We start from the raw sequence: 19,803 nt of genomic DNA on the forward strand, positions 1-19,803 counted from the left end.
TCTCTCGATCGTTCAGGCCGGGACGGCTTCGAACACATAGCCAAGCTCGGCGTCATGCCGCGGCGCGTAGCGCGCACCGATGACCGGGCGCGCCGCGCCCAGCAGGCGGCCGAAGATGCGCACCGGCCCGACGAAATCGACATAGCCGAGCGCGTACGGCGGCTGCCCGGTCTTGGGCGCGGGGTGGATCACGGTATAGCTGTAGAGCGTGCCCGTGCCGGCGATGGCGACGGCCTCATGGCCCTCGGCCAGCGGCGAGTCGGCGGGCAGCGCCGGAAAGATCCAGGCGCCGGTGGCGCGCTCGCGCGAGGCAAGCAGATGGGGGACGGGTTCCGCGCTCCAGAGCGGATAGGGCTGGTCTGACATGGCTGTCTCCTGCGGTTGGGCCTGGTGTAATGGTTGTCGCCGGCGGGCCGCGCGACAAACGATATTTCAGGCGCTTTCGCTTGAGGAAAAGTCAAGTTAAAGTCCAGCGGAAGGGAAGGAAAAGGCGAGGGAAAGGGGCGTAGAGGGGAAGGGGAGTCAAGCCAGCAGCGGGCGCTGCCGGCCGCTAAGGCGCGCGGAGGATAACGGCGCCCGCTGCGGGCGCCGTGGCACCAGCTGGTGACGGACCGTCCTAGTCCGCCACCCCCACCAACCGCGACAACGACTGCTCCGCGCCGCGCGAGGCCGCCACCACGAAATCGATGAAGCGCCGGACCCGCACCGGCATCTGGCTGCGGTGCGGGTAGTACATGTACAGCCCGACCTGGCTGCTGCTGTATCCGGTCAGGATTGCCCTGAGCCGTCCGCTGACCAGGTCGGCATGGACCATGTAGGCGGGCAGCTGGCCGATGCCGATGCCGGCGCGGACCGCCTCGACCTCGGTTTCCACGTCGTTGAAGCTGGCCACGGCCGGCAGCTCCTGGTACACCAGGTTGCCGTCCACCTGCAGTTCCCACGGCACCATGCGGCCGGTGGCGGGTCGGCGGAAGCCGGTGCACTGGTGCCGCAGCAGGTCGTCGAGCGTGGCCGGCTCGCCGTGCCGCGCCAGGTACTCCGGCGCGGCGCAGATCACCAGCGGCAGGTCGCACAGGCGCCGCGCCACCAGGTTCTGGCCGGGGCTGGTGCCGACGCGGAAGCCCACGTCGATCCTGGCTTCGACCAGGTCGGTGAAGAGGTCGCTCAGCACTACATCGAAGCCGATGCCGGGATGCTGGTCGCGGAAGCCCTTGACCAGCGGCACCAGCACGCGGCTGCCGAGCGACGGCGGCGCGGTCAGGCGGATCAGGCCGTCGTCGTCGCCGCGGCTGGCACGGACCTGCTCGAGCGCTTCGTCGAGCTGGCGCATGCCGGGCGCGGTCAGTTCGAACAGCCGCGCGCCTTCCTCGGTCAGGCTGAGCTTGCGCGTGGTCCGGTGCAGCAGGCGCACGCCCAGGTGCGCCTCGAGCGTGAGCACCGCCTTGCTCGCCGCCTGCGGCGTGACACCGGCCTCGACCGCGGCACGCCGGAAGCTGCCTGCGCGCACCACGCCGAGGAAGAGGGTGAGGACCCGGGCCTTGTCCATGACTGGCAACCAGAGGTTGGGAATGTGCCCATCATAGCGCCAGTCATGACCACCCAGGCAGCCAGGCCACTAGTGCTCCACCAGGTGCTCGATGCGGATCGGCAGCTCCCGCACGCGTTTTCCGGTGGCGTGGAAGACGGCATTGGCGATGGCCGGGGCGACGCCCACCAGCGCGATCTCACCGAGTCCCTTGACGCCCAGCTCATTGACGTGGGGATCGACTTCGTCGACGAAATGCGCCTCCAGCCCCTGGATATCCAGGTTGACGGGCACCAGGTAGTCCGCCATGTGCGCATTCACCGGTCGGCCGTCGCGCGGGTCCAGCGCGGTTCGCTCCATCAGCGCCATGCCGATGCCGCCGACCATGCCGCCGGTGCACTGGCTGGCGGCCAGCCGCGGATTGACGATGCGGCCCGCGCCATAGGCGCCAACCACACGCCGTACCCGGATGGTGCCGACGTCGGGATCGATCGCGACTTCGACGAACACCGCGCCAAAGGCGTGCATGGAGAACCGGCCGCGCACCGCCGCATCCGGTCCTGCGGTGGCGCTGGCCTCGATGATGCCGCTGCCATGGCCCGCATTGCGGCGCTGGTCCAGCGCCGCAATGCAGGCGGCGCGCACCGCCGAGCCCACCGACGCCAGCGTCATCGAGCCCCCATGCGGCGGGGTTGGCGGAAAGTCAGAGTTGCCCAGGCTGAAGCGCACGCGCTCCAGCGGCAGCGCCAGCGTTTCCGCGGCGATCTGGGTGATCGAGGTATAGGTGCCAGGCCCCATGTCGCTGGCGGCGGCCTCGACTTCGGCAGTGCCGTCGGCCAGCAGGCGCACCCGCGCGCTGGCCTGGCCATGGAACACCGGGTAGCTCGCGCACGCCATGCCCCAGCCGATGCGCAGGCGGCCGTCGCGCATCGAGCCGGGCGCGAGCGTGCGGCGCGACCAGCCGAACGCATCGGCGCCGCGCTCGTAGCAGGCCAGCATGGAACGGCTCGAGAACGGCAACTGCATCCCTTCATCGAGCCCGGGCTCATTGCGCCGGCGCAGCTCGAGCGGATCCATCTCGAGCGCATGCGCCAGCTCATCCATCGCGCATTCCAGCGCAAAGATGCCGGTGGCCTCGCCCGGGCCGCGCATATACGTGGGGGTGCTGATGTCCAGTGGCACCAGCCGGTAGCGGGTGCGCACGTTCGGGCAGCTATAGAGGAACGGCGTGACCGCTGTCAGCGCCTCGGCGAACTGCTCGTAGCGGCTGGTTTCGCCGCTGCCTTCATGCACGATGGCGGTCAGCCGTCCGTCGGGCGTGGACGACAGCGCCACGCGCTGTACCGTGCGCGGTCGATGCCCCGCCAGATGAAACGTCTGCCGACGCGACAGCACCAGCTTGACCGGCCTGCCCACCACGCGCGCGGCCACCGCCGCGAGCGTGACGTGGGGCCAGGTGCGCAGGCTGGTGCCGAACGCGCCGCCGATGAACGGGCAGACCACGCGCACGTTCCCGGCCGGGAGGCCCAGGATCGCCGCAATCTCGGCCTGCTCGTTGACCACGAACTGGCTCTTGCTCCAGAGCGTCAGCTGCTCGCCTTCCCAGGCGGCAACGGTGGCGTTCGGCTCGATCGGCACGTGGTTCTCGCGGGCGGCATCGTAGTGCACATCGATGCTGACGGCCGCGGCGGCAAGTGCCGCGTCGGGGTCGCCGCGCACGCGGTCCGCTGCGTGCGGCCCCGGCTCGCGTCCCGCCTCCGGCACCACGGCTTCGGCGCGCAGGTCGAGCGGGTCGCAGACCGGGGTTTGCGCGGCATAGCCGATCCGCAGCAGGGTGGCGGCGTGCTCGGCCTGGTCCAGCGTCTGTGCCACGACCACGGCGACCGGCTGGCCGTAGAAGCGCACGCGGTCATCCTGCAGCACGTGCAGGCGCTCGCCATGCTCCGGATCGATAAAGCCCTTGTGCGGCGCGTAAGCCAGCTTTGGCGTGTTTTGGTGGGTCAGCACCGCCAGCACGCCGGGCACGCGCTGCGCGGCTTCGGTGTCGAGTTCCGTCAGCCGTCCCAGTCCGATCGAGGCGCCGACGATGACGGCGTAGGCCTGTCCGGGCTGGTTGAAGTCGGCGGCGTATTGCGCGCTGCCGCTGACCTTGGCGCGGCCGTCGACGCGGGCGTGCGGCTGGCCGATGTGGTTGGTGTTCATTTGCATTCTCCTGCCAGTTCGAGGGCCCGTACCACCGTGCGTTGCAGCAGGGCCACCTTGTACCGGTTGCCCGGCAGCGCCGTGGCGTCCGCAATCGTGGTCAAGGCCGCCGCCTCGAAGCTCGCGCGCGTCGGCGGCTTGCCCTGCAGCGCCAGCTCGGCCGCGCGCATGCGCCATGGCCGCGTGCCAACCCCGCCGCAGGCAAGGCGGGCGGCGCGGATCACGCCGTCGCCGAGCTCGAACGCCGCCGCGGCCGATACCAGGGCAAACTCATAAGAAGCCCGATCCCGCACCTTCAGATAGCGCGCGGTGCGCCCGCACGAAAGCGCCGGAACCCTGACCTCGACGATGAGTTCGCCGGGCGCCAGGGTGTGCTCCAGATGCGGCGTGGTGCCGGGAAGCCGGTACAGGTCTTCCACGGCGATGTGGCGCGCGCCGTCCGGGCCGCGTACCTGGACCACCGCATCCAGTGCCACCAGCGCGACCGCAAGGTCGGACGGGTGCGTGGCGCTGCAATGCGCGCTCGTGCCCAGGATGGCATGGCCTGCGTGCAGGCCGTCGACGGCCGCGCAGCCGCTGCCCGGCGCGCGCTTGTTGCAGGCCGCGTCGAGCATGCGGAAGTAGGGACAGCGCACACGCTGCAGCAGGTTGCCGCCGATGCTGGCCATGTTGCGCAATTGCGGCGAGGCGCCTTCGATCAGCGCTTCGGCGATCACCGGCTGCAGCCGCAGCACGTCCGGATGCGCGGCCACGTCGGCCATGCGGGCCAGCGCGCCGATGACCAGCTCGTCGCCTTGCGCGCGGATATGGTTCAGCGGCAGCGCGTTGATGTCCACCAGGCGCGCGGGCTGTTCCACGTGCTCGCGCATCAGGTCCACCAGCGTGGTGCCGCCGGCGATGAAGCGGGCGCCGGCAGCGGCGGCCGCCAGGGCTTCGGCTTCCGAGCCGGCCTTGTGCAGGGTGAAGGGAATCATGGCAGCTTCCTTTGCCCGAGTTCGGCGATCGCGGCGACGATGCCCGGGTACGCCCCGCACCGGCAGATGTTGCCGCTCATCCAGAAGCGCACCTCGTCGGCCGAGCAGGCATGGCCCTCGTCGAGGCAGGCAACGCCCGACATGATCTGGCCGGCGGTGCAGAACCCGCACTGGAAGCCGTCGTGCGCGATGAACGCGGCCTGCAGCGGATGCAATGCAGCGCCGGGCGCCGACAGGCCCTCGATGGTGCGCACCTGCGCGTCGTGGCACAGTGCGGCCAGGGTCAGGCAGCTGTTGATGCGGCGCCCGTTCACCAGCACCGTGCAGGCGCCGCATGCGCCCTGGTTGCATCCCTTTTTCGCGCCGGTGAGGTCCAGGCGCTCGCGCAGTACGTCGAGCAGGGATTCGCGCGGATCGATGTCGAGCTGATGCGGCGTGCCGTTGATCGTCATGCGCAGCGGCATGCGGGGCGAGCCGCCGGCATCGCCCGACTCTGACTGGGTGCCGTTGGAACGAACAGGACTTGACATGGTTGACATTCCTCTTTGCTGGGCCCGATGGATTTGAGCCGGTGGGGACGGACGCTCTGCAGGCTTGCACCCGTTCAGCAATCCGCTGCGGTAACGACCGGAGGCGCATTCTGCAAGTTGCTGCAGGGTGGGCGCGTCCCGTCGCCACGGTCAGCGAAGGGTGCATGGCGACTTCGGACTGGCGGGCAGTCATCGCAACGCTACCGCCACAGGCGGTCATCGAAATAGAATGACGTTGCGCTGCGCTGGACGATTCTTGCGTCTTCGACCCGGGCTTGCTGCGGGCGTGTGCAGGCCGGTTTACTTCGCCCCGATAACTTCATATGCTTCCATGCGCAGCGGGGACGTGGCCCTGGCCCCGACGCTACCGACCTGGGCCTTGCGGGGTTCAGTGCCTATGCGAGCGTCAACCAGACATGGCGTAATCGATGCGGAGTTGCCGTTTAGTCCCGATGTCAGCAGCCGCGGACGGCCGTGGGCGGGCATCACCGTACAGGTCCACCACTGGCGCTCGGGCGGGGCGGTGTCGTCGCCGGAGCTGGACCACGACATGCTGGCGATGCGGCTGGCCGGACATGCCTCGCTGGAGCAGCGGCGCCTGGGCCAGGTCCATCGCAGCATCGTCTTTCCCGGCAATCTCAGCCTGCATCCGCGGCAAGTCGAGTCCGGCTGGAGCTGGGACCGGCCCGGCTCCATCGTCATTGCCAGGGTTCCACCGAGCCTGCTGGACGAAGCCGCCGATGCCACCATGCGCCTGCCGCGCGGCACCCAGCGGTTGCGCAACTGCTTTGGCGTGCGCGACGGCTTTGCCGAGACCCTGATCTTCACGCTCGCGCGAGAACTCCAGCTCACCGCGCATCCGGCGCAGCTGCTGATTGCCGAGTCCCTGTCCTGCGCGCTGTCCGCCCATCTGGTGCATCGCTTCAATGTCGGCGACCCGGGGGCCTCGCCGACGCCCGGCGGCTTGCAGCCTCATGCGCTGAGCAGGGTCCTGGACTATATCCATGGCACCCCGGAGGTGGTGACGCTGCAGGCGCTGGCAGATCTCGCCAATGTCAGCCGCTTCCATTTCGCGCGCATGTTCAAGCGCAGCATGGGTGAAACGCCGATGGCGTATGTCGAGCGCGTGCGCTTGTTGCGCGCGCGCGAGATGATCCGCTCTGGCGACTATCCGCTGGCGCTGGTGGCCACGCTGGTGGGGTTCTCCGACCAGTCGCACCTGGGGCGGCGCTTCAAGCGGCATTTCGGCTGCACGCCCGGCGAGCTGCTCAGATACGGCACCACGCCTGGCGCGGATGCGTCGCCACAGCCGCCACAAGTGCCGCAGGCCGCGATGTCATGCGTTTGTAATTAAGACCCTGGCTATCCTTGTAATCCGTGGATTCGTGGCGCACGCGGCGTGTGCTGGCGCCTGCAACGGTCGCTGGTGCGCCGCCCGATGCACCGGCAACTCAAGGCACGAATGTTGCGGGAGGTACTGACAGCGATGGGTATATCGCTGGCCCGAGAGTCATGTGACCGGGTCGACCATCCACCCGCCACAAGGCGTCGGTTGAGGCCGCGTCGGGACCTTTGGGACAAGGAGAGCTGTCATGAATATCGTCTGGCTTGTTGGAGCCGTAGTCATCATTCTCGCGGTACTCAGCTTCTTCGGCTTGCGCTAGGCCACATCGCATAGCGTACCGCGCAAGACCCCGGCACGACTGTCGGTGCGCGTACCGCGGGCATCGTCGTGATGCCCTTGCTGCAGTGCGGCGTGGCACCGCCACGCCCGATTTTTCCCTTTCCCTTAGGAATTTCATCTGTTCCGACGACGAGCTTTTGCGCGTGTCCTGCCAACAATGTTCGGCCAAGACAGCGACAAACCATCCGAGGAGACAGACATGAGCACGCATCCGTTCGACCTGACCGGCAAGGTGGCACTGGTGACCGGCGGTAACGGCGGCATCGGCCTGGGCATTGCCGAAGGACTGGCCGCCGCCGGCGCCGATATCGCGATCTGGGGCACCAACGCGGACAAGAACGCCGCCGCGGCGGACCGGCTGGGCCGGCACGGGCGCAAGGTGCATACGGAGCTTTGCGACGTGGGCGACGAGCGGGCGGTCGATGCCGCGATGGCGCGCACGGTGGCGGCGCTGGGCCGCATGGACGGCTGCTTTGCCAACGCCGGCGTGGGCAGCGGCAGCAAGGCACCGTTCGACCAGCTCGAGACCGAGGCCTGGCGCCGGACCTTGCGCGTCAACCTGGACGGCGCCTTCTTCACGCTGCGCGCGGCGGTGCGGCAGATGCTGGCGCAGGGCGAGGGCGGCGTGCTGTGCAGCACGGCCTCGGTCGCCGCCATCGAAGGCGCGCCGCGCGCCGAGCACTACGCCGCCACCAAGGGCGGCGTGATCTCGATGATGCGCGGACTCGCGGTCGAGTATGCGCGCAAGGGCATCCGCGCCCATTCGATCCTGCCGGGCTGGATCAAGACCGAGATGACCAGCGCGGCGCAGGGCAACGATGCCTTCCAGGAGATGGTGCACAAGCGCGTGCCGATGCGCCGCTGGGGCGAGGGCAGCGACTTCGCCGGCATCGCGGTCTACCTGATGAGCCCGGCCTCGGCCTACCACACCGGCGATACCTTCGTCATCGACGGCGGCTATACGCTGTTCTGACCGCTGTTCTGACGCCAGGGGCCGACCGGCCAGACCCTGCCGCCGCCGACCACATAGGCGCGCTCGTCGGACTGCGGCCGCACCGTGGCATGGCCGGTGAAGGCGCCGAACGCAGGCAGGATGGCGCCGCGCGGCCCGAACAGGAAGCAGGGCAGGCGCAGGCTGTCGGCGCCGCTGCCGCGCAGCCGGCAGGCCGGGTGCAGGTGGCCCGCCAGCACATAGCCCAGCGTCGACGTGCCGGGCATATGGCATAGCGCGAACGGGCCCGCTAACGCGGGTTCGGACACCACGGCAATGCCGAGCGACGCGGGCGGATCGCCGGCGCGCGCGTCGTGGTTGCCACGCACGAGCGTGCAGCGCAACCGCGGCGGCAAATCCTGGCGCCAGTCGTACAACGCCTGCAGCACCGCTGGCGTGCGCGACGCGCGCGCGTGCAGGAAGTCGCCGAGGAAGACCAGTTCATCGACCGGCAGCTGCTGCACCAGCCGGGTCAGCACGGCGAGGTTGTCGCTGGTGGTGCCGTGCGGCACCGGCTGCCCCAGCGCGCGGAACGCCGCGGCCTTGCCGAAGTGGACGTCGGCCACCATCAGCATGCCGGCCGCCTGCCACCACAGCGCATGTTCGGGCAGCAGCCACAGCGTTTCGCCGGCGGCCGACACCGCCATCGCGCCACCCTGCTGCAAGGTGCGGGCGTCGGGGCTCATAGCAGCGGCAGCGGCTTCGACGGCTTGCGCGGGCGTCGGGGCCGGCGCGCGGTGCGGGCAGACGGGCCGGCATGGTCGGCCATGCCGAAGCGCGCGGCTTCGGCCACGGCATCGGCCATCACCTCGGCTGGCATGCCCGCGGCTTCGCCGGGCTCGGGCCCGGCCGCCAGTTCGAGGTCGGCCAGCATCCGCGCGATGCGGTCGGCGAGCTTCTCGGTGCTGAGCTTCTCGCGCAGGAATTCCACCACCAGGGGGAACGACATCGGCGTGGGCCGCTTCAGCGCGTGCAGGTCAAGCTTCAGCGCGGACAGCCGCTCCAGCGTCGCGGCGAGCCGGTGCGCGTCCAGCTCCTGCATCAGCACTTCGCGTTCGGCCTGGCCCAGCAGCAGGTTGCCCGGGTCGTGCTTGCGAAAGACCTCGTAGAACAGGCTGGACGATGCCTGCAGCTGGCGCGCGCTCTTGGGCGCGCCGGGGTAGCCCTGGAAGATCAGCCCGGCGATGCGCGCGATCTCGCGGAAACGCCGCAACGACAGTTCGCCCGCATTCAGGCTGCCCAGCACGTCGGCGGCCAGGTCGCGCCGTCGCTCGTCGGCGAGAACCTGCGGCAGCCAGCGGGCCCAGTCCACCGGCGCCGACGCCAGCAGTTCCAGCCCGTAGTCGTTGACCGCCACCGAGAACGTGGCCGGCACCTGTTGTCCCAGCCGCCATGCCAGCAGGCTGCCCAGGCCAAGGTGCACGGAGCGTCCGGCGAACGGATAGAGGAACAGGTGCCAGCCCTCGCGTGAATGCAGCGATTCGGCCAGCAGCGTGTGGCGCGAGGGCAGCGCCGACCACTGAGCCTGCAGGTCGACCAGTGGCTGGATCAGCGGCAGCTCTGGGGTGTCGCGCGGATCCAGCCGGCCCGCCGCGGCGGCGGCGAGCGTGTCGATCACGGCCTCGGCCAGCTCGGTCGACATCGGCATCTTGCCGCCGTTCCAGCGCGGCACTACCGGGCGCCGGCCGGTCGCGCGGCGCACGAAGGCGGTCATCTCCTGCACCCGCACCAGTTCCAGCAGCCGGCCGCCGAACAGGAAGCAGTCGCCGGGTGCGAGCCGCGCGATAAAGCCTTCTTCCACCGACCCCAGCGAGGCGCCGCCGCTGCCCGCGCGGCTCCAGTAGCGCACCTGCATGGTGGCATCGCTGACGATGGTGCCCACGCTCATGCGGTGGCGCCGCGCCAGCCCCGCGTCCGGCACGCGCCAGACGCCTGCGTCGTCGGGCACCGCGCGGCGGAAATCCGGGTACGCCGTCAGCGTGGCGCCACCCTGGCGCACGAAGTCGAGGCACCACTGCCATTCCTCGCCGGTCAGGCCGCGGTAGGCCCAGGCGGAGCGCACCTCGGCCAGTAACGCTTCGGGCCGGAAGCCGCCGCCCAGCGCCACCGTGACCAAGTGCTGCACCAGCACGTCGAGCGGTTTGTCGGGCGACTCGCGCGCCTCGATCCGGCCGGCCTGCACCGCATGCCGCGCGGCCACGGCCTCGACCAGTTCCAGGCTGTGCGTGGGCACCACCGTCACGCGCGAGGCGCGGCCGGGCGCATGGCCGGAGCGCCCCGCGCGCTGCAGCAGGCGCGCCACCCCCTTGGGCGATCCGACCTGCAGCACGCGCTCCACCGGCAGGAAGTCGACGCCAAGGTCCAGGCTGGAGGTGCACACCACCGCGCGCAGCGCGCCGTTCTTCAGGTTCAGCTCTACCCATTCGCGCACCGCGCGGTCGAGCGAGCCGTGGTGCAAGGCAATCTCGCCCGCCCAGTCCGGGCGCGCGTCGAGCAGCGCCTGGTACCACAGCTCGGCCTGCGAGCGCGTATTGAGGAACACCAGCGTGGTGCCGCCGTGCGCCAGTTCTTCGACCACGTGCGGCAGCATCGACAGGCCCAGGTGGCCGGCAAACGGGAAGCGGCTGGCGTTGTCGGGCAGCAGGGTATCGATCACCAGGGTCTTCGGCGTATGGCCGTGCACCAGCACGCGTCGCTCATCAGGTACGCCGCTCAGCAGCACGTCGGCCGCGTGCGGCAGGTTGCCGAGCGTGGCCGACAGCCCCCATACCATCAGCGCGGGCTGCCATTGCCGCAGCCGCGCCAGCGCCAGCTGCACCTGCACGCCGCGCTTGTTGCCGAGCAGCTCGTGCCATTCGTCGACCACGACCATGCGCACGCGCCGCAGGGTGTCGTGCGCGTCGGCGCGGGTCAGCATCAGCGTCAGGCTTTCGGGCGTGGTCACCAGTGCGGTCGGCAAGCGCCGCTGCTGCGCCGCGCGCTCGGCGCTGCCGGTATCGCCGGTGCGCAGCGCGACGGTCCAGTCGAGGTCCAGCTCGGCCAGCGGCGCCTGCAGCGCGCGCGTGGTGTCGGCCGCCAGCGCGCGCATCGGCGTCAGCCACAGCACGGTCAGCGGCGGCGCAGGCTTGTCTTGCGACAGGGCCGTGCGTGGCGTGGCGAACGCCATCAGCGCGCCCAGCCATGCCGCATAGGTCTTGCCGGTGCCGGTGGTGGCATGCAGCAGGCCGCTCTGGCCGCGCGCGATCGCGGTCCAGACTTCGCGCTGGAAGGCGAAGGGCTGCCAGCCGCGCGCGTCGAACAGCGCCTGCATGCCCTGCGCCACGGTCAGCGCAGGCGGGGCCGGGTCGATGACAGGAGACGTCCGCTGGCGCGCGCCGCGCGGCGGGTTCATGCCGCATCCTCCCGCGCCGCGCCGGGGACCGGCAGCATCGCTTCGAGCGTGGCCAGCGTGTCGGCCTCGTCGATCGGCTTGTCGGTGCGCCAGCGCAGCATGCGCGGAAAGCGCACCGCGATGCCGCTCTTGTGGCGGCCGCTGCGGGCAATGCCTTCGAAGCCGAGCTCGAACACCTGGGTCGGCTCCACGCTGCGCACCGGACCGAACTTCTCGACCGTGGTGCGGCGGACGATGGCGTCGACCGCGCGCATCTCGGCATCGGTCAGCCCGGAATAGGCCTTGGCGAAGGGCACCAGCGCGCGGCCCGGCGTACCGGGCGCGCCGTTCCAGACAGCGAAGGTGAAATCGGTATAGAGGCTGGCGCGGCGGCCGTGGCCGCGCTGCGCGTAGACCAGCACGGCATCGACCGAGTACGGGTCGATCTTCCACTTCCACCAGACCCCGACATCCTTGGTGCGGCCCGCGCCATAGGCCGCGCCGGCGGCCTTCAGCATGAAGCCCTCCACGCCCAGCTCGCGCGAGGCGTCGCGCAGGCGGGCATAGTGTTCCCAGCTGTCGGCGTCGACCAGTGGACTCAGTTCCAGCGCCGGGTGGACGTGCGCGGCGACTACCTGTTCCAGGCGCGCGCGGCGCTCGGCTTGCGGGCGGCTACGCCAGTCCTCGCCCTGCCACTCGAGCAGGTCGTACGCCATCAGGATGGCGGGTGCTTCGCGCAGCAGCCTGGCGCTCAGCGTCTTGCGGCCGATGCGCTGCTGCAGCAGCGCGAACGGCTGCACGCGCCCCTGCTGCCAGATCACGATCTCGCCATCGAGCACGGTGCCGTCCGGCAACGTCGCGGCGGCCTGCTGCAGTTCCGGGAAGCGCTCGGTGATCAGTTCCTCGCCGCGCGACCACAGCCAGGTCTGGCCGCCACGCCGCACCAGCTGGGCGCGGATGCCGTCCCACTTCCATTCCACCAGCCACGCGCCGGGCGCGCCCAGCACGCTGTCGAACTGCTCGGCCGGCACCTGCAGCGGGTGGGCCAGGAAGAACGGATACGGCTGGCCGCCGGCGCGCAGCGCGCGGTCGTCCTCGTCCTCGGGCGCCAGCAGGGCCAGCAAGCGCGCCGCGTCGGGCCGCGCCGACAGGTCGGTGTAGCCGACCATGCGCTCGGCCACGCGCTTGGGGTCGATGCCGGCCACCTCGCCCAGCGCGCGCGTGACCAGCAGGCGCGACACGCCCACGCGGAAGGCGCCGGTGATCAGCTTGAACAGCACCAGCCGGCCATGCGCATCGAGCGGGCGCCACAGCGCATCGAGCCGCGGCAGCAGCGCTTCCGGCGGCAGCCCGCGCAGCGGCAGCAGGCGCTGCTCGACCCATTCGGCCAGGCCGGCGTGGTCGGCATCGCGCGGGTCCGGCAGCAGCAGCGCGATGGTTTCGGCGAGATCGCCGACCGCCTGGTAGCTTTCCTCGAACAGCCAGTCGGGCAGGTCGGCGGCCTGCCGTGCGAGGTCGCGTAGCAGCGATACCGGCACGATCTGGCGCGGCTTGCCGCCGGCGAGGAAGTAGACGGCCCAGGCGGCATCCCCGGGCGGCGCGACGCGCAGGTATTCGACCAGCGCGGCCAGCCGGGCCTTGGTCGACGTGGTGCCGTCGAGCGCGGCGTAGAGGTCGGCAAAGGCCTTCATGGCGCGGCCTCTTCCTGGCCCGCTTCGGCGGACACCGCCGGGTCCGGGCGCGCGGCTTCATCGTCGTCGCCGTACTCGGTGTCGAAGGCCTGCGCCTGCCAGCCGCGCTCGCCCAGATAGCGCACCATCACCGGCACGTTGCCGTGGGTCACGATGATGCGTGCGGCGCCGGTGGCGCTGATCGCCTGCAGCAGTCCGGGCCAGTCGGCATGGTCGGACAGCGCAAAGCCGCGGTCCACGCCGCGCCGCCGGCGCGTGCCGCGCAGCTGCATCCAGCCGCTGGCGAAGGCGTCGGAGGCATCGCCGAAACGCCGCAGCCACGGCGAGCGCTGCGCCGACGGCGGCGCCACCACCAGCGCCTGGCGCAGCAGCGGGCTGCGCGCCGGCAGTTCCGAGACCAGCGCCGTGGGCGGCAGCGCGACGCCAGCCTCGGCATAGGCGGCGTTGAGCTGCGTCAGCGCGCCATGCACGATCACCGGGCCGGGCATGCCATCGGCGCCGGCATGCCGCAGCAGGCCATGCAGGATGCGCTGCGCCTTGCCGAAGGTATAGGCGTAGACGACGCTGGCGCGCCCGGCACGGGCATTGGCCTGCCACCAGTCGAAGATCTCGGCCATCAGCGTCGCCTGCGGCGGCCAGCGGTAGATCGGCAGGCCGAACGTGCTTTCGGTGATGAAGGTGTCGCAGGGCACCGGCTCGAACGGGTCGCAGGTGCCGTCGGCTTCCAGCTTGTAGTCGCCAGAGGCCACCCAGACCTGCCCGCCATGCTCCAGCCGCACCTGCGCGGAGCCCAGCACGTGCCCGGCCGGATGCAGGCTCAGCGTGACGCCGTGGTGGGTGATGCGTTCGCCGTAGCGCAGGGTATCGAGTTGGATGCCGGGCAGCCGCGCCAGCAGCACGCCGCGGCCGGGCGCCGCGCACAGGTAGTGCGCATGGCCGAAGCGGGCGTGGTCGGAGTGGGCGTGGGTAATGACGGCGCGCTCGACCGGGCGCCACGGATCGATGTAGAAATCGCCGGGCGGGCAATAGAGGCCTTGCGGCCGGGCGACGATAAGGTCGCCGGGGCGGGCGGAATCTGGGAGCTGCCGGGTCGTGTCCAAGCGTGCCTCCTGATGCACTGCGGCCGCTGCGTGGCCGCGATGCTCCCGCGGAGGGAGACCTGGGCATCATACTGCGCGGCGCTGCCGGGTGTGGAGGCGGTGGGGGCTGGTTAGGGTGTCGGTGGGGGTCTGACAAGCGGGGGCGCGCTTGACGCAACCGATTCAACGCAACGCGGCTGACGGTGTGCTTCCCTCTCCCGCAAGCGGGAGAGGGAGTACGCAATCGGGAGTTCGAAGGTCGGTGGCAGGGATGGCGTGCGCTTTCAGCCGGCAGCGCCAGACTGCTTACAGCACGTCGTCCTTGAGGTGATACCAGTGATACAGCACCCGCTGCCCCAACCGCCGGAACGGCGCGAACATCTGCGATTCCACCATTTCGCGCACATTGGGGAACGGCAGCGGCGAGCCGAAGATCGGCAGTTCCGGCAGCGCTGACGATTTGCCGGCGATCAGCGCGGCCAGGCGCTTGCCCGCCTGGGCGGAGTACATCACGCCGTTGCCGCCGTAGCCCATGGCGTAGTAGATCGACTGCGCCGGGTCGGGCTGGGTGATGCGCGGCATCATGTCGTGGCTGACGTCGACCCAGCCCCACCAGGAGTAGTCGATCTGGATGCCCTGCAGCGCGGGGAATTTGCGGTGCATGTCGGCGATCAGCTTCTGCTTGTACTGGTCCTGCGGCGCGTCGTTGCCGGTGATGGCGCTGCGGCTGCCGATCTGCAGGCGACCGTCGGGCATGAGCCGGTAGTAGTGGCGCAGGATGCGGGTGTCGGTGATGACCTGCGTGGTGCGGAAGTTGCACGCGGCCAGTTCGTCGGCGCTGAGCGGGCGCGTGACGATGGAGTTCGACAGGATCGGAAACAGCCGGTTCTTCAGCTCGCGGTGCAGCGATTGCGAGGTGTAGCCGCCGGTGGCCACGCCGACGGCGCGGGCGCGCACGATGCCGCCCGGGGTGCGCAGGTAGTGCACGCCATTGCGCGTTTCCCAGCCCGTCACCGGGCTGGACGGATGCACCTTGGCGCCGAGCGCGCGCGCGCGGCGCAGGTAGCCGAAGGCGAGCTTGCCGGCATGGATGCCGATGCCCTCGGGCTCGTGCATGGCGCCCGCGGCTTCCTTGTCGTCGACGTATTCGCGCCGCACGGTGTCGGCATCGAGGATGCGCGCGTCGTAGTTGAACACCTCGCGCAGGATCTTGGCTTCCTTCTCCAGCCCGGGCATTACCTTGTCGCGGTGCGCGATATACAGGTGGCCGCCGGGCTGCGGATCGCAGTCGATGTCCTTGATCAGGCCCTTGAAGGTCTCCATGCCGTCGCAGACCTCCTGGTGCAGGCGCAGCGCAGTATCGAGGCCGTAGCGCTGGATCCACTGCGAGCGCTTGAGTCGCCCCGACGCGCATTGCGCCTGGCCGCCATTGCGCGTGCTGCAGCCCCAGCTGACGCGGTTGGCCTCGAGCACGGTGGCCTTGATGCCGTATTCCTGCGCCAGGAAGATGGCGCAGGTCAGGCCGGTGAAGCCCGAGCCGATGATGGCCACGTCGACGTCGATGTCGTGCGTGATCGGACCGTCGTCGGCGGGCGGCTCGCCCGCGGTGCCGATCCAGTAGGTGGGCGCGTATTCCCGGCCATGGCCGGGCGTGGGGGTGTGCAGCGGGTCGTAGGCGGGGTCGTACGGCCGGGTCGGGGCGGTCGACTGCTCGCCGGCCAGGAGGCTGCTGCGGGGGGCTACGGCTTGCATGGCGCGTCTCCTCGCTTCAGGCTGCGGCCACCACCGGCGGGCGGTCCTTGCGGTAGGCGTTCTTCACCGCGATCTTGCCGCCGCGGAAGGTGAACACGTCGACCATGCGCGCCTCGACGCGGGCGCCATCGGCGCGGGTGCCGCGGAAGGTGGATTCGCTGACGCCGCGGTCGCCGACGACGAAGTGGTCGCCATCTACCCATTGCGCATCAGGGAAGGTCTGCCAGGCCAGCTGGAAGCCTTCGCGCACCGCCTCGCGGCCGACGAAGCTGCGGCCCAGCAGGTCGGGGCCGGCGACGCCGTGGAACACGCAGTCATCGGCCATGCAGGCCATCAGCGCGTCGATGTCGTGGCGGTTCCAGGCGTCGTTGAAGGCTTGCAGCAGTTCGATGCCGGCGGCGGTGTTGTCCTTGGACATGGCTTGGTCTCCGTGAGTGTTGTGTGCCGGTCCGTCGGGAACCGGCCATGACTCGAGGATAGGGAAACCGGCCGTGGCGCTGTAGCGCCAGTTCGGGACTATCGCTTGGGCCAGCGGCGCCAGCGCGGCCGCAGTCCCGCTCAGGCGGCGGGGCGGGCCCGCGAAGTGACGGCGGCGGGGGCCGTTGCGCTGCCGGCGGTGGCCTGCAGTTCACGCGCGACGCCGGCCAGCACGCGGATGCCGGGCTCGATGCGGTCCAGCGAGATCGACGAGTAGCCCAGCCGGAAGCCATTGCGCGGCGCGGGCTCGGCCATGAAGAAGACGCTGCCGGGCTCGATCAGCACGCCCTGCAACTCCGCCAGCCGTGCCAGCGCATCGGCGTCGAGCCAGGGCGGTCCTTCAATCCAGCAGGAGGCGCCGCCGGCGATCGGCACCGCGCGGAAATCCGGCATATGCGTGGCCAGCGCCGCCAGCACCGCTTCGGCGCGCTCCCGGTGCGCGGCGGCGAGCCGGCGCAGGTGCGCGTCATAGTGGCCGAGCGACAGGAACAGCGAGAACGCGCGCTGGATGTACGCCGACGGGTGCCGCAGCATCAGCCGGCGCGCGCCGCGCAGCTCCGCAATCAGCGCGGCGGGGCCGACGATGTAGCCGATGCGCAGCCCCGGCGCCAGGCTCTTGGACAGGCTGCCGACGTAGATCACGCGGTTGCTGCGGTCCAGGCTCTTGAGCGTGGGCGTGGGATCGCCCTCGAAGCGGCTCTCGGCCTCGTAGTCGTCCTCGATCAGCACGAAGTCCGCTTCCTCGGCCTGCCGCAGCAGCGCCTGGCGGCGCGCCAGCGGCATGGTGACGGTGGTCGGGCACTGGTGGCCGGGGGTCACGTAGACGTAGTCGCAGGCGCGCTGCGCGTCGGACAGCGTCAGGCCGTGGTCATCGACCGGCAGCGGCACCAGGTTCGACGTGTGCGAGCCGAAGATGTTGCGCGCGTCCGGATAGCCGGGGTCCTCGATGCCCACCGGCGTGTCGGGGCTGACCAGCAGGTCGGCCAGCAGGTAAAGCGCCTGCTGCGCGCCCACGGTGATCACGATTTCGTCGGTGCCGGCCCAGACTCCGCGGCGCGGCAGCACACGGGTGCGGATCTGCTGCACCAGCGACTCGTCGTCGCGCAGGATCATGTCCTGAGCCCAGTCGTGGATGTCGAGCACGCTCAGCGCCTTCAGGCAGCATTCGCGCCAGTCCGCGGTGGGGAACAGCGCCGGGTCGTACTGGCCGTAGATAAAAGGGTAGGGATAGTCGCGCCAGTTGGCGCGCTTGACGATATTGCGCTGCTGCGTGGGACGGAACACGAAGCGCCGCTCCCAGTCGGGCTCGCCGGCGCGCGCCGGCACCGGTTCGCCGCGCAGCGAGGCCACGCCGCTGACGCGGGTGCCGAGGATCTCCGGGTTGACGAAGTAGCCGCTGCGCTCGCGCGCGACCAGGTAGCCCTCGTCGACCAGCTGCTGGTAGGCCAGCACCACCGTATTGCGCGCCACCCGCAGCTGCGCCGACAGCTCGCGGCTGCTGGGCAGCGGCTCGCCTTGCGGCAGCTGCTCGTCAAGGATGGCCGAGACCAGCATCTGCCGGATCTTGCCCTGCAGGCTCAGGCCCGAATGCACATGCTGCTGGAACAGCTGCGACCAGAGGGTGGTGGGAGACTTCAGGCTCATGGGACAGGGGGCGTTTCCTGAACGGCGAAGCGCGCCAGCATACCGCACCGGCGCGCCCCGTCAGTCATGGTTCAGTTGCTTCTGGCATCTCGACGCCAGCCATCGGCGCTTCCTTGCGCCTTGATTGCGCTTCAATACTTGTGCAGGTCGCGGCGCGGCAGTTCCGCCAGCGGCACTACGGGATCCACGCCACGCCGAAACAGCTGGCGCGTGGCATAGGCCACCAGCAGCAGCGCCAGGCTCACCACGCCCAGCGCCAGGGGCGTGCGCTGGTCGGGAATGAAGGCCATCGCCACCACGATGCCGAGCATGCCCAGGATCGCGACATAGGTGAGATACGGATAGCACCACATGCGCACCCGCAGCTGGCCGGGGGCCTCGCGCTCCAGCCGCGAACGCAGGCGCAGCTGCGAGATCGCAATCAGGATGTAGACGAAGATCGCCACCGTGCCGTACGAATTCACCAGGAAGGCGAACACCGTATCGGGCGAGACATAGGACATCACCACCGCGCCGTAGCCGAACAGCGTCGCCACCAGGATGGCGCGCACCGGCACGCCGTTGCGGCTGACGCGGGCCAGCGACTGCGGCGCGTCGCCGCGACGCGTCAGCGCAAACAGCATGCGCGAGGACGCGTACAGGCCCGAGTTGAGCGCCGACAGCACCGCGGTCAGCACGATCGCGTTCATGATCTGCGCGGCCGCCGGCACGCCCATCACGTTCAGCGCGCTGACGTAAGGGGTGGCGATGCTGGTGGAGTTCCACGGCACCAGGCAGACCACCAGCAGGATCGAACCGACATAGAACACCAGCACGCGCGTGATCACCGAGCTGGTGGCCTTGGCCACGGCCTTCTGCGGCTCGGCGGTTTCGGCGGCGGCGATGGTGACGATCTCGGCGCCGAAGTAGAAGCCGGTGGCTGCCACCGCGCCGGTCAGCACCGGCACGATGCCGTTGGGCATGAAGCCGCCGTTGGCGGTGAGGTTGGCCACCTCCATGCCGTGCGACCCGGGCGCCAGGCCCAGCACGTAGACGCCGGCGACGAACAGGAACACCATGATTGCCGCCACCTTGATCGAGGCGAACCAGAACTCGAACTCGCCGAAGGACTTGACCGATACCAGGTTGGTCAGGGTCAGCATCACCAGCAGCACCAGGCTGATGATCCAGTTGGGCACGTCCGGCAGCCAGTAGCGCACCAGGTCCGCGCCCGCCACCGCTTCCAGCGCCACCACGATGACCCAGAAGTACCAGTACATCCACCCGGTCAGGAAGCCGGCCAGGTTGCCCACCGCGGGCCGATCGCGCCACGCTTCGCGTGCATACTCGTAGAAGCCGCCGCTGCCGGGCATGGCGCAGGCCATCTCGCCCAGCATGCGCATCACCAGCACCACCAGCAGGCCGGTGATCAGGAAGGAAACGACCGCGGCCGGGCCGGCCGACTTGATGACGACGCCGCTGCCGACAAAGAGCCCCGCGCCGATCACGCCGCCAAGCGCGATCATGGTCATGTGGCGTTGCTTGAGGCCGTGGGATAGTCCGTTGCCGGACGGTGATTGTTGGATCATGTTGTGTCTCCTGTGCTGCGCTTGCTGTCGGTACTGCATTGCAGCCAGTCCAGCGATTAAGGCAGGCGCCACGGCTTCTCTTCGGTATAGGTGGCGGGGCAGTAAATGCCAGCCTGGGGCCGTGGTCGTTCAGTATTTGCAATCCCGGGAGAGGATGGCCTATCCGTACATGTGACTTGTCTCCGGCGTTCGCTTAAAAAGTGGAACCAGAAGTTCCGAAAAATTATTGTTTAACCGGAATGTAGGCCGTTCGCGGAGGAAGGTCAACCAGAAGTTTCGATAATTGATATGATTTGACTCTGAAAATGAAACTTAC

At 69.8% G+C, this 19,803-nt stretch carries 15 protein-coding genes; 2 read left to right on the top strand and 13 right to left on the bottom strand.

Annotated elements, in window-relative coordinates; translation table 11 throughout:
• Positions 1-12: 12 nt before the first annotated feature.
• From MKD50_RS03145 to MKD50_RS03165, 5 genes are all read right to left on the bottom strand, one after another.
• Positions 13-366 (bottom strand): Zn-ribbon domain-containing OB-fold protein, encoded by a 354-nt coding sequence (locus MKD50_RS03145; protein WP_115701465.1) that lies wholly within the window; start codon positions 364-366, stop codon positions 13-15.
• 250 nt (positions 367-616) lie between these two features.
• Complete coding sequence (locus tag MKD50_RS03150) at positions 617-1,546, bottom strand: LysR family transcriptional regulator (protein ID WP_252666352.1); 930 nt, start codon at positions 1,544-1,546, stop codon at positions 617-619.
• Between the two features lie 69 nt (positions 1,547-1,615).
• Positions 1,616-3,727, bottom strand: coding sequence for a xanthine dehydrogenase family protein molybdopterin-binding subunit (locus MKD50_RS03155; protein ID WP_252666353.1), 2,112 nt, complete (start codon positions 3,725-3,727; stop codon positions 1,616-1,618).
• A complete protein-coding gene (locus MKD50_RS03160; RefSeq protein WP_116314631.1) occupies positions 3,724-4,701 on the bottom strand; it encodes an FAD binding domain-containing protein in 978 nt (325 codons plus the stop codon). Before MKD50_RS03160 ends, MKD50_RS03155 begins: the two co-directional genes overlap by 4 nt.
• Positions 4,698-5,231, bottom strand: a complete 534-nt coding sequence (locus MKD50_RS03165; protein ID WP_252666354.1) for a (2Fe-2S)-binding protein — start codon at positions 5,229-5,231, stop codon at positions 4,698-4,700. The genes MKD50_RS03160 and MKD50_RS03165 overlap by 4 nt, the downstream gene beginning before the upstream one ends.
• Before the next feature lie 436 nt (positions 5,232-5,667).
• Here MKD50_RS03165 and MKD50_RS03170 point away from each other — a divergent pair, with 436 nt between their 5' ends.
• Entirely contained in the window at positions 5,668-6,585 is a 918-nt protein-coding gene (locus tag MKD50_RS03170; protein WP_252666355.1) for a helix-turn-helix transcriptional regulator, read from the top strand.
• Between the two features lie 529 nt (positions 6,586-7,114).
• Positions 7,115-7,888, top strand: coding sequence for an SDR family NAD(P)-dependent oxidoreductase (locus MKD50_RS03175; protein ID WP_252666356.1), 774 nt, complete (start codon positions 7,115-7,117; stop codon positions 7,886-7,888).
• Here the strand turns inward: MKD50_RS03175 and pdeM are convergent.
• The 8 genes from pdeM to MKD50_RS03215 all read right to left on the bottom strand — a co-directional run bounded on the left by pdeM (position 7,873) and on the right by MKD50_RS03215 (position 19,487).
• Complete coding sequence (pdeM, locus tag MKD50_RS03180; RefSeq protein ID WP_115701449.1) at positions 7,873-8,592, bottom strand: ligase-associated DNA damage response endonuclease PdeM; 720 nt, start codon at positions 8,590-8,592, stop codon at positions 7,873-7,875. The two genes, MKD50_RS03175 and pdeM, sit on opposite strands and share 16 nt — an antisense overlap.
• Positions 8,589-11,297 carry a ligase-associated DNA damage response DEXH box helicase gene (locus MKD50_RS03185; RefSeq protein WP_197716309.1) on the bottom strand — a complete coding sequence of 903 codons (2,709 nt, stop codon included), beginning with the start codon at positions 11,295-11,297 and terminating at the stop codon, positions 8,589-8,591. The genes pdeM and MKD50_RS03185 overlap by 4 nt, the downstream gene beginning before the upstream one ends.
• A complete protein-coding gene (locus MKD50_RS03190) occupies positions 11,294-12,967 on the bottom strand; it encodes an ATP-dependent DNA ligase (protein ID WP_240070928.1) in 1,674 nt (557 codons plus the stop codon). Before MKD50_RS03190 ends, MKD50_RS03185 begins: the two co-directional genes overlap by 4 nt.
• Complete coding sequence (locus tag MKD50_RS03195; protein WP_256503200.1) at positions 12,964-14,067, bottom strand: ligase-associated DNA damage response exonuclease; 1,104 nt, start codon at positions 14,065-14,067, stop codon at positions 12,964-12,966. The genes MKD50_RS03190 and MKD50_RS03195 overlap by 4 nt, the downstream gene beginning before the upstream one ends.
• A 285-nt stretch (positions 14,068-14,352) precedes the next feature.
• A complete protein-coding gene (locus MKD50_RS03200) occupies positions 14,353-15,798 on the bottom strand; it encodes an NAD(P)/FAD-dependent oxidoreductase (protein WP_240070926.1) in 1,446 nt (481 codons plus the stop codon).
• A 16-nt stretch (positions 15,799-15,814) separates the two neighbouring features.
• The gene (locus MKD50_RS03205; RefSeq protein ID WP_115701438.1) at positions 15,815-16,216 is read right to left on the bottom strand and encodes a nuclear transport factor 2 family protein; all 402 of its coding nucleotides are present in this window, start codon (positions 16,214-16,216) and stop codon (positions 15,815-15,817) included.
• Between the two features lie 140 nt (positions 16,217-16,356).
• Positions 16,357-17,919, bottom strand: coding sequence for a MocR-like pyridoxine biosynthesis transcription factor PdxR (pdxR, locus tag MKD50_RS03210; RefSeq protein ID WP_115701435.1), 1,563 nt, complete (start codon positions 17,917-17,919; stop codon positions 16,357-16,359).
• 131 nt (positions 17,920-18,050) lie between these two features.
• Entirely contained in the window at positions 18,051-19,487 is a 1,437-nt protein-coding gene (locus MKD50_RS03215; RefSeq protein ID WP_115701432.1) for an amino acid permease, read from the bottom strand.
• Between the last annotated feature and the right edge of the window lie 316 nt (positions 19,488-19,803).

The organism is Cupriavidus mimosae (genome assembly GCF_023952485.1).
Lineage (GTDB): Bacteria > Pseudomonadota > Gammaproteobacteria > Burkholderiales > Burkholderiaceae > Cupriavidus > Cupriavidus taiwanensis_C.

Bases quoted from the DNA above. Each gene is read 5' to 3' on its own strand.
- MKD50_RS03145 (WP_115701465.1), bottom strand. From the start codon at position 366: ATGTCAGACCAGCCCTATCCGCTCTGGAGCGCGGAACCCGTCCCCCAT.
- MKD50_RS03150 (WP_252666352.1), bottom strand. From the start codon at position 1,546: ATGGACAAGGCCCGGGTCCTCACCCTCTTCCTCGGCGTGGTGCGCGCA.
- MKD50_RS03155 (WP_252666353.1), bottom strand. From the start codon at position 3,727: ATGAACACCAACCACATCGGCCAGCCGCACGCCCGCGTCGACGGCCGC.
- MKD50_RS03160 (WP_116314631.1), bottom strand. From the start codon at position 4,701: ATGATTCCCTTCACCCTGCACAAGGCCGGCTCGGAAGCCGAAGCCCTG.
- MKD50_RS03165 (WP_252666354.1), bottom strand. From the start codon at position 5,231: ATGTCAAGTCCTGTTCGTTCCAACGGCACCCAGTCAGAGTCGGGCGAT.
- MKD50_RS03175 (WP_252666356.1), top strand. From the start codon at position 7,115: ATGAGCACGCATCCGTTCGACCTGACCGGCAAGGTGGCACTGGTGACC.
- pdeM (WP_115701449.1), bottom strand. From the start codon at position 8,592: ATGAGCCCCGACGCCCGCACCTTGCAGCAGGGTGGCGCGATGGCGGTG.
- MKD50_RS03185 (WP_197716309.1), bottom strand. From the start codon at position 11,297: ATGAACCCGCCGCGCGGCGCGCGCCAGCGGACGTCTCCTGTCATCGAC.
- MKD50_RS03190 (WP_240070928.1), bottom strand. From the start codon at position 12,967: ATGAAGGCCTTTGCCGACCTCTACGCCGCGCTCGACGGCACCACGTCG.
- MKD50_RS03200 (WP_240070926.1), bottom strand. From the start codon at position 15,798: ATGCAAGCCGTAGCCCCCCGCAGCAGCCTCCTGGCCGGCGAGCAGTCG.
- MKD50_RS03205 (WP_115701438.1), bottom strand. From the start codon at position 16,216: ATGTCCAAGGACAACACCGCCGCCGGCATCGAACTGCTGCAAGCCTTC.
- pdxR (WP_115701435.1), bottom strand. From the start codon at position 17,919: ATGAGCCTGAAGTCTCCCACCACCCTCTGGTCGCAGCTGTTCCAGCAG.
- MKD50_RS03215 (WP_115701432.1), bottom strand. From the start codon at position 19,487: ATGATCCAACAATCACCGTCCGGCAACGGACTATCCCACGGCCTCAAG.